The following is an 8,324-nucleotide window of genomic DNA, read 5'->3' on the forward strand; positions in this document are numbered from 1 at the left end:
TGATTGCGCCGATCGCCATGGAAGAAGGGCTGCGTTTTGCGATTCGCGAAGGCGGCCGTACCGTGGGTGCCGGCGTCGTCGCTAAAATCATCAAGTAAGCAGTAAAATGTTTCAGGCGGCATGGGCTCGGTCCCGTGCCGCGTTAGCCGTACAGCGGCCTGGCTTTTCAGCAAAGCCGCTTTCAAGGTATAGGGGTATAGCTCAATTGGCAGAGCGTCGGTCTCCAAAACCGAAGGTTGTAGGTTCGATTCCTACTGCCCCTGCCACCATCGCCACTTTGCCAGTGGACGCAATAGCGAGCTCTCTCGCGGGATTATGTCGAATACCAGTGTAGAAACCGTTAGCAGCACCAAGGACCGCGTCAAGCTCGGTTTGGCTGTGCTCGTGATCGTCGCCGGCATCGTGGCGTATTCCGTACTCGAGACCCAGCCTGGCCCGGTGCGCGCCGGCATATTCATTGCCAGCCTCGTCATTGCGGCAATTATTGTCTGGTTCAGCGAAATAGGGCGCCGCACGGTCGGTTTTGGGCGCGATTCCTACAACGAGGTCAAGCGGGTTATCTGGCCTACGCGCAAAGAAACCGTGCAAATGACCGGTATCGTGTTCGCTTTCGTCGTCGTCATGGGTCTGTTCCTCTGGCTGGCCGACAAGTTCCTGGGCTGGGCGATTTTCGGCTTGCTGCTAGGTTGGAGATAAAAAGGCATGAGCAAACGTTGGTATGTCGTCCATGTCTATTCCGGAATGGAAAAAAGCGTCCACAAGGCGCTGGTCGAGCGCATCGAGCGCGCTGGGCTTGAAACCTCCTTCGGGCGCATCTTGGTGCCTTCCGAAGAAGTCGTTGAAGTAAAGGGCGGTAAGAAGTCTATTACCGAACGTCGGATTTTTCCTGGCTATGTGCTGGTCGAAATGGATCTTACCGACGAAACCTGGCATTTGGTCAAGAACACGAACAGGGTCACCGGCTTTTTGGGTGGCTCGGGCAATCGGCCCGCCCCGATATCCGATCGTGAAGTCGAGAAGATACTCTCCCAAATGGAAGAGGGCGTCGAGAAACCCAAACCCAAGGTATTGTTTGAAGTGGGTGAAATGGTCCGCGTAAAAGAGGGTCCCTTCGCCGACTTCAACGGCAACGTCGAAGACGTTAACTACGAAAAAAGCAAAGTGCGGGTGTCGGTCACGATCTTTGGTCGCGCCACACCGGTCGAGCTGGATTTTGGTCAGGTCGAAAAGACCTAATATTTCAACCCCCGGGGAGCATGCCGCACGTGTTGCGACAAGCGTTTGAACCCGCAAGGAGCATTAAATGGCGAAGAAAATCGTCGGCTTCATCAAGCTGCAAGTGCCAGCTGGGAAAGCCAACCCCTCCCCACCGATCGGTCCAGCGCTGGGTCAGCGTGGCCTGAACATCATGGAATTCTGCAAGGCGTTCAACGCCAAGACCCAAGGCGTCGAGCCCGGTCTGCCGATTCCCGTGGTCATCACCGCCTACGCCGACAAGAGCTTCACCTTCATCATGAAGACGCCTCCGGCGACTATCCTGATCAAGAAAGCATCCGGCGTTCAAAAAGGTTCGGCGCGTCCCAACCTGGATAAAGTGGGTACGCTTACCCGCGCCCAGGCTGAAGAAATCGCCAAAACCAAAGAGCCCGATCTTACCGCCGCCGATCTTGACGCCGCAGTGCGTACGATTGCAGGCAGCGCCCGCAGCATGGGCATCACGGTCGAAGGGGTTTAATCATGGCCAAGGTAGGTAAACGCATCGCCGCTCTGCGCGAGAAAATTGATCGCACCAAGCTCTATCCCGTCCAGGAAGCGCTGGCTCTGGTCAAGGAAACAGCCACGGCCAAGTTCGATGAGTCCATCGACATCGCCGTTCAACTGGGTATCGATCCCAAGAAATCCGACCAGCTGGTGCGTGGTTCGGTCGTTCTGCCTTCGGGCACCGGAAAATCGGTTCGTGTGGCTGTGTTCGCCCAGGGCGAAAAAGCCGACGCCGCCAAAGAAGCCGGCGCCGACATCGTCGGCCTGGACGACCTGGCAGAAAGCATCAAAGCCGGCAACCTGGATTTCGACATTGTGATCGCTTCGCCCGACACCATGCGTGTGGTCGGCGCCCTGGGTCAGGTGTTGGGTCCTCGCGGCCTGATGCCGAATCCCAAGGTCGGTACGGTTACACCAGACGTCGTCACCGCCGTCAAGAACGCCAAGGCGGGCCAGGTGCAGTATCGCACCGACAAGGCCGGCATCATCCACGCGACTATTGGTCGCGCTTCCTTTAACGTCGATCAGTTGCAGGCCAACCTCAACGCTTTGGTCGACGCACTGAACAAAGCACGCCCCACAGCGTCCAAGGGTGTGTATCTGCGCAAGCTGGCTGTTTCGTCCACTATGGGCGGCGGCGCGCGCGTGGAAATCGCTTCGCTGTCGGTCTGAGCATTCGCCAGGCCAGGCAAACAAACTTTGGGCCGTATCCGGGAATTTCCGGATACTGCTGTCAAAGACCGCTGGAGCCGACCGTCCGATGTTCACATCAGACGCAAGGCTTAATCCCAGGCAGCAGCATCGCCCGGATCCAGCGCAGACGGCGCCCATGGAAGAATTCTTATCTGTAAGAACTCGACCAGGAGCGCCGCATTCGGTAGACACAGAAGACCCTCTTTTGTGTCGTTAGATGGAGTGTTCAAACCGTGAGTCTCAATCGTCAAGAGAAAGCGGTAGTAATTGAAGAAGTCGCTGCTCAAATTGCAACGGCCCAGTCAGTTATTATCGCCGAGTACCGTGGTCTGGACGTCGCTGCCGTCACCGTATTGCGCAAACAAGCGCGTGAGTCGGGTGTGTATCTGCGTGTTCTGAAGAACACGCTGGTTCGTCGAGCTGTTGCCGGTACCCCTTTCGAGGGTCTTACCGCGCAAATGGTTGGTCCGCTGATGTACGCGGTCAGCCAAGATCCAGTCTCGGCGGCAAAAGTACTCGCCGGTTTCGCAAAGACCAACGACAAACTGGCTATCGTAGGCGGGGCATTGCCCGATAACGTCTTGAACCAGGATGGTGTGAAGGCCCTGGCCACCATGCCGTCTCGTGAGGAATTGCTGGCGAAACTCATGGGTACCATGCAAGCACCTGTTACGCAGTTTGTGCGTACGCTCAACGAAGTTCCCACCAAGTTCGTACGCGGCCTCGCAGCCGTGCGCGATCAGAAAGAAGCCGCGTAAGCCGCTTCGGACTTCGTCGAAAGACAGAGCGATACCCAACCCTGGCATTTATTTATATTTGGAGTTCTAAAAATGGCATTAAGCAAAGCTGAAATCCTTGATGCGGTCGCTAGCCTGACCGTGCTCGAGCTGTCCGAGCTCATCACTGATATGGAAGAAAAATTCGGCGTGTCGGCTGCTGCCGCTGCTGTCGCTGTCGCTGCACCCGCAGCCGGCGGTGGCGCTGCTGCTGCAGAAGAAAAAACCGAATTTGACGTCGTCCTGACCGAAATCGGCGCTAACAAAGTCAGCGTCATCAAGGTCGTGCGTGAAGTTACTGGTCTGGGCCTGAAAGAAGCCAAAGACCTGGTCGACGGCGCGCCCAAGACAGTCAAGGAAGGCATGGCCAAGGCTGACGCCGAAGCTGCCCAGAAAAAGCTTGAAGAAGCCGGCGCCAAAGTCGAGCTTAAGTAAGCGATTAGCAGTCTGCCCGGGATGGTTCAGGCCGTCCCGGGCTTTTGCGTTTCCAGAAAACCCTGACTTAGCGCCTGTTTTCAAGTCGGGTTTTCTGGAGTCGTAAACCGGGGCCGTGGTTGACGGCCCATGTAACCCCTCGAGTCGGAGTGCTCATGCCTTATTCGTATACCGAAAAAAAGCGCATACGTAAGAGCTTCGCCAAGCGTGAAGACGTCCAAGACGTTCCCTACCTTTTGGCGACTCAACTGCAATCATTTTTAACATTTTTGCAGGCGGATACAACACCTTCCAAACGCAAAGACGAAGGCCTTCAAGCCGCATTTTCGTCCATATTTCCCATCGTAAGCCACAATCAGATGGCTCGCCTCGAGTTCGTAAGCTACGTGCTCGGCGAGCCTGTGTTCGACGTCAAGGAATGCCAGCTGCGCGGCCTTACCTATGCTTCGCCCTTGCGCGCCAAGGTGCGCCTGGTGCTGATGGATCGCGAAGTCAGCAAGCCCACCGTCAAGGAAGTCAAGGAACAAGAAGTCTACATGGGCGAGATCCCGCTCATGACAGACACGGGTTCCTTCGTCATCAATGGCACCGAGCGCGTTATTGTTTCGCAGCTGCACCGGTCGCCCGGCGTGTTTTTCGAGCACGATCGCGGCAAAACCCATAGCTCCGGCAAGTTGCTGTTCTCGGCGCGCGTGATTCCCTACCGTGGTTCGTGGCTGGACTTCGAGTTCGACCCCAAAGACATTCTGTTCTTCCGGGTGGACCGTCGCCGCAAGATGCCCGTGACCATTCTGCTGAAAGCCATCGGCATGACGTCCGAGGCTATCCTGGCTCACTTCTTCGATTTCGACCAGTTCGATCTCAAGCAAGAAGGCGCCATGCTGGAATTCGTTGCCGAGCGCTGGAAAGGCGAGGTCGCGCGATTCGACATTTCCGATCGCGACGGCAACGTCATCGTCGAAAAGGACAAGCGGATCAATGCCAAGCATCTGCGCGACCTTCAGGCTGCCAAGGTAGACTACGTTTCCGTTCCGGAAGACTTCCTGCTGGGCCGCGTACTGGCCAAGAACATCGTCAATCCTGAAACCGGTGAAGTCATTGCCAACGCCAACGACGAGATCACCGAGACGATGCTTGCCGACCTGCGCGACGCCGGCATCCATGATCTGCAAACCTTGTACACCAACGATCTGGATCGCGGTCCGTACATCTCGCAAACCCTGCGCACCGATGAAACCGCCGACCAGATGGCCGCGCGCGTTGCCATCTATCGCATGATGCGTCCCGGCGAGCCGCCCACCGAAGATGCGGTTGAAGCGCTATTCCAGCGCCTGTTCTACAGCGAAGACGCCTACGATCTTTCCCGCGTTGGGCGCATGAAGGTCAACAGCCGTCTTGGCCGTGGCGAGGACATCACCGGTCCCATGACGCTTACCAACGAAGACATCGTCGAGACCATCAAGGTTCTGGTCGAGCTGCGTAATGGCCGTGGCCAGATCGATGATATCGATCACTTGGGCAATCGCCGCGTGCGTTGCGTGGGCGAGTTGGCCGAGAACCAGTTCCGTGCCGGGCTGGTGCGGGTCGAGCGCGCCGTAAAAGAGCGTCTGGGCCAAGCCGAAACCGAAAACCTGATGCCGCACGACCTGATCAACTCCAAGCCCATTTCTGCGGCGATCAAAGAGTTCTTCGGTTCCAGCCAGCTGTCGCAGTTCATGGACCAAACCAACCCGTTGTCCGAGATCACGCACAAGCGTCGCGTCTCGGCACTTGGGCCGGGTGGTCTTACTCGCGAACGTGCAGGCTTCGAAGTGCGCGACGTGCACCCAACCCATTACGGCCGTGTGTGCCCGATTGAAACGCCAGAAGGTCCGAATATCGGCCTGATCAACTCCATGGCGCTCTACGCTCGCTTGAACGAGTACGGTTTCCTGGAAACCCCCTATCGCAAGATCGTCGACGGCAAGGTCAGCGATCAGATCGACTACCTGTCGGCCATCGAGGAAAGCAACTACGTCATTGCACAGGCGAACGCCTCGCTTGACGAAGAGGGCCGCTTCGTCGACGACCTGGTGGCTTGCCGCGAAGCGGGTGAAACCATGCTGACGGCGCCATCCAACGTTCACTACATGGACGTCGCACCCTCGCAGATCGTGTCGGTGGCTGCCTCGTTGATCCCCTTCCTGGAACACGATGACGCCAACCGCGCATTGATGGGCGCCAACATGCAGCGTCAGGCGGTTCCCTGCCTGCGTCCCGAAAAGCCGCTGGTAGGCACGGGTGTCGAACGCACGGTGGCAGTCGACTCGGGCACGACGGTTCAGGCGATCCGTGGCGGCGTGGTGGATCACGTCGACGCCGAGCGTGTGGTGATTCGCGTCAACGACGACGAAGACGTTGCCGGCGAAGTCGGTGTCGATATCTACAACCTGATCAAGTACACCCGTTCGAACCAGAACACCAATATCAACCAGCGTCCCATCGTCAAGCGCGGCGACCAGGTCGCCCGCGGCGATGTACTGGCCGATGGCGCATCCACCGACTTGGGTGAATTGGCGCTGGGCCAGAACATGCTGATCGCGTTCATGCCCTGGAACGGCTACAACTTCGAGGATTCGATCCTGATTTCCGAGAAGATTGTCGCCGACGACCGCTACACGTCGATCCACATCGAAGAGCTCACGGTAGTCGCCCGCGACACCAAGCTGGGCGCCGAGGAAATCACACGCGACATCAGCAACCTGGCCGAAACCCAGTTGAATCGCCTGGATGATTCCGGCATTGTCTATATCGGCGCCGAAGTGCGCGCCGACGACGTGCTGGTGGGCAAGGTAACGCCCAAGGGCGAAACCCAGCTGACCCCGGAAGAAAAGCTGCTGCGCGCCATCTTTGGCGAGAAGGCCTCCGACGTGAAAGACACTTCGCTGCGCGTGCCTTCGGGCATGGTGGGCACGGTGATCGACGTACAGGTCTTCACGCGTGAAGGCATCGAGCGCGATAAGCGCGCCCAGTCCATCATCGACGACGAGCTGCGTCGTTACCGCCAAGACCTGAACGATCAGCTGCGCATTGTCGAGAACGACACGTTCGATCGTATCGAGAAGAACCTGGTCGGCAAAACGGTTAATGGCGGTCCCCGCAAGTTGGCCAAGGGTTCGGCGATCACCGCCGACTACCTCGCCGACCTCGATCGCTGGCAGTGGTTCGACATTCGTCTGGCCGACGAAGACAACGCCATCGCGCTCGAGCAGGCCAAAGAGTCGCTCGAACAGAAACGTCACCAGTTTGATCTGGCGTTCGAAGAGAAGCGCAAGAAGCTCACCCAGGGCGACGAGTTGCCACCGGGCGTGCTGAAGATGATCAAGGTCTATCTGGCCGTCAAGCGCCGCCTGCAGCCGGGCGACAAGATGGCCGGTCGTCACGGTAACAAGGGTGTGGTGTCCCGCATCACGCCGGTCGAAGACATGCCGCACATGGCCGATGGCACGCCGGCCGACATCGTTCTGAACCCGCTGGGCGTGCCCTCGCGGATGAACGTCGGCCAGGTGCTGGAAGTCCACCTCGGATGGGCCGCCAAGGGCCTGGGCCAGCGTGTCGGGGAAATGTTCGACGAAGAAAAAGGCGTGCAGGTCAAGGCGCTACGCAGCTACGTGGAAAAGGTCTACAACAGCAACGGTACGCCGGCGCACATCGAAGACCTGTCCGATGACGAAGTCGTCGAGCTTGCCCGCAACCTTCAGAATGGCGTGCCTTTGGCCACACCGGTATTTGACGGCGCCACCGAGGAAGAGATCGGCAAGATGCTCGAACTGGCCTATCCTGACGAGATCGCCGATAAATTGCGCCTTACGCCCAGCCGCACGCAAGCGTGGCTGTTCGACGGCCGCACAGGCGAGCAGTTCGAACGGCCTGTCACCATTGGGTATATGCACTATCTGAAACTGCATCACCTGGTCGATGACAAGATGCACGCCCGTTCCACGGGTCCGTACTCGCTGGTTACGCAACAGCCGCTGGGCGGCAAGGCCCAGTTCGGTGGTCAGCGCTTCGGCGAGATGGAAGTGTGGGCTCTTGAGGCTTATGGCGCTTCGTACACCTTGCAGGAAATGCTTACCGTCAAGTCCGACGACATTACCGGCCGTACCAAGGTCTACGAAAACATCGTCAAGGGCGACCACGTCATCGACGCTGGCATGCCCGAGTCTTTCAACGTTCTTGTAAAAGAAATTCGATCCTTGTCGCTCGACATGGATCTGGAGCGTAAATAATGAAAGCACTACTCGATTTATTCAAGCAAGTCTCGCAAGACGAGCAATTCGACGCGATCAAGATTGGCATTGCATCGCCCGAGAAAGTGCGTTCCTGGTCTTACGGCGAAGTCCGCAAGCCGGAAACCATCAACTACCGCACGTTCAAGCCCGAGCGCGACGGCCTGTTCTGCGCCAAGATCTTCGGTCCCATCAAGGACTACGAATGTCTTTGCGGCAAGTACAAGCGCCTGAAGCATCGTGGCGTCATCTGCGAGAAGTGCGGCGTTGAAGTCACGGTGGCCAAGGTGCGTCGCGAACGCATGGGCCACATCGAGCTGGCTAGCCCGGTTGCGCACATCTGGTTCCTGAAGAGCCTGCCGTCCCGCCTGGGCATGGTGCTGGACATGAC

Annotated in this window: 9 protein-coding genes and 1 tRNA gene; all 10 read left to right on the forward strand. The window is 57.9% G+C overall.

The window, feature by feature from the left end; translation table 11 throughout:
- Positions 1–98 (forward strand): EF-Tu C-terminal domain-related protein (locus ACIY1O_RS17340; RefSeq protein ID WP_143243714.1); only part of this gene is annotated, 98 nt, incomplete at its 5' end.
- Positions 99–190: 92 nt separating this feature from the next.
- A tRNA-Trp gene (locus ACIY1O_RS17345) sits at positions 191–266 on the forward strand.
- Positions 267–315: 49 nt separating this feature from the next.
- Positions 316–696, forward strand: coding sequence for a preprotein translocase subunit SecE (gene secE, locus ACIY1O_RS17350; RefSeq protein ID WP_397476340.1), 381 nt, complete (start codon positions 316–318; stop codon positions 694–696).
- A 6-nt stretch (positions 697–702) separates the two neighbouring features.
- Positions 703–1,236: a transcription termination/antitermination protein NusG gene (gene nusG / locus ACIY1O_RS17355; RefSeq protein ID WP_397476341.1), complete on the forward strand. Its 534-nt coding sequence runs from the start codon at positions 703–705 to the stop codon at positions 1,234–1,236.
- Between the two features lie 67 nt (positions 1,237–1,303).
- Positions 1,304–1,735, forward strand: a complete 432-nt coding sequence (gene rplK / locus ACIY1O_RS17360; RefSeq protein ID WP_397476342.1) for a 50S ribosomal protein L11 — start codon at positions 1,304–1,306, stop codon at positions 1,733–1,735.
- A gap of 2 nt (positions 1,736–1,737) precedes the next feature.
- Positions 1,738–2,433 (forward strand): 50S ribosomal protein L1, encoded by a 696-nt coding sequence (rplA, locus tag ACIY1O_RS17365; protein ID WP_397476343.1) that lies wholly within the window; start codon positions 1,738–1,740, stop codon positions 2,431–2,433.
- A gap of 254 nt (positions 2,434–2,687) precedes the next feature.
- Positions 2,688–3,212 carry a 50S ribosomal protein L10 gene (rplJ, locus tag ACIY1O_RS17370; RefSeq protein WP_397476344.1) on the forward strand — a complete coding sequence of 175 codons (525 nt, stop codon included), beginning with the start codon at positions 2,688–2,690 and terminating at the stop codon, positions 3,210–3,212.
- A gap of 72 nt (positions 3,213–3,284) precedes the next feature.
- A complete protein-coding gene (gene rplL / locus ACIY1O_RS17375; protein WP_397476345.1) occupies positions 3,285–3,665 on the forward strand; it encodes a 50S ribosomal protein L7/L12 in 381 nt (126 codons plus the stop codon).
- A gap of 155 nt (positions 3,666–3,820) precedes the next feature.
- Positions 3,821–7,933, forward strand: coding sequence for a DNA-directed RNA polymerase subunit beta (rpoB, locus tag ACIY1O_RS17380; protein ID WP_397476346.1), 4,113 nt, complete (start codon positions 3,821–3,823; stop codon positions 7,931–7,933).
- A partial coding sequence (locus ACIY1O_RS17385; protein ID WP_397476347.1) for a hypothetical protein occupies positions 7,933–8,324 on the forward strand: 392 nt, incomplete at its 3' end. The genes rpoB and ACIY1O_RS17385, both read left to right, overlap by 1 nt.

This window comes from Pusillimonas sp., from assembly GCF_044464525.1.
GTDB lineage: Bacteria > Pseudomonadota > Gammaproteobacteria > Burkholderiales > Burkholderiaceae_B > Pusillimonas.

Coding starts and splice junctions, on each gene's coding strand:
- nusG (WP_397476341.1), top strand. CDS start 703: ATGAGCAAACGTTGGTATGTCGTCCATGTCTATTCCGGAATGGAAAAA.
- rplL (WP_397476345.1), top strand. CDS start 3,285: ATGGCATTAAGCAAAGCTGAAATCCTTGATGCGGTCGCTAGCCTGACC.
- rpoB (WP_397476346.1), top strand. CDS start 3,821: ATGCCTTATTCGTATACCGAAAAAAAGCGCATACGTAAGAGCTTCGCC.
- rplA (WP_397476343.1), top strand. CDS start 1,738: ATGGCCAAGGTAGGTAAACGCATCGCCGCTCTGCGCGAGAAAATTGAT.
- rplK (WP_397476342.1), top strand. CDS start 1,304: ATGGCGAAGAAAATCGTCGGCTTCATCAAGCTGCAAGTGCCAGCTGGG.
- secE (WP_397476340.1), top strand. CDS start 316: ATGTCGAATACCAGTGTAGAAACCGTTAGCAGCACCAAGGACCGCGTC.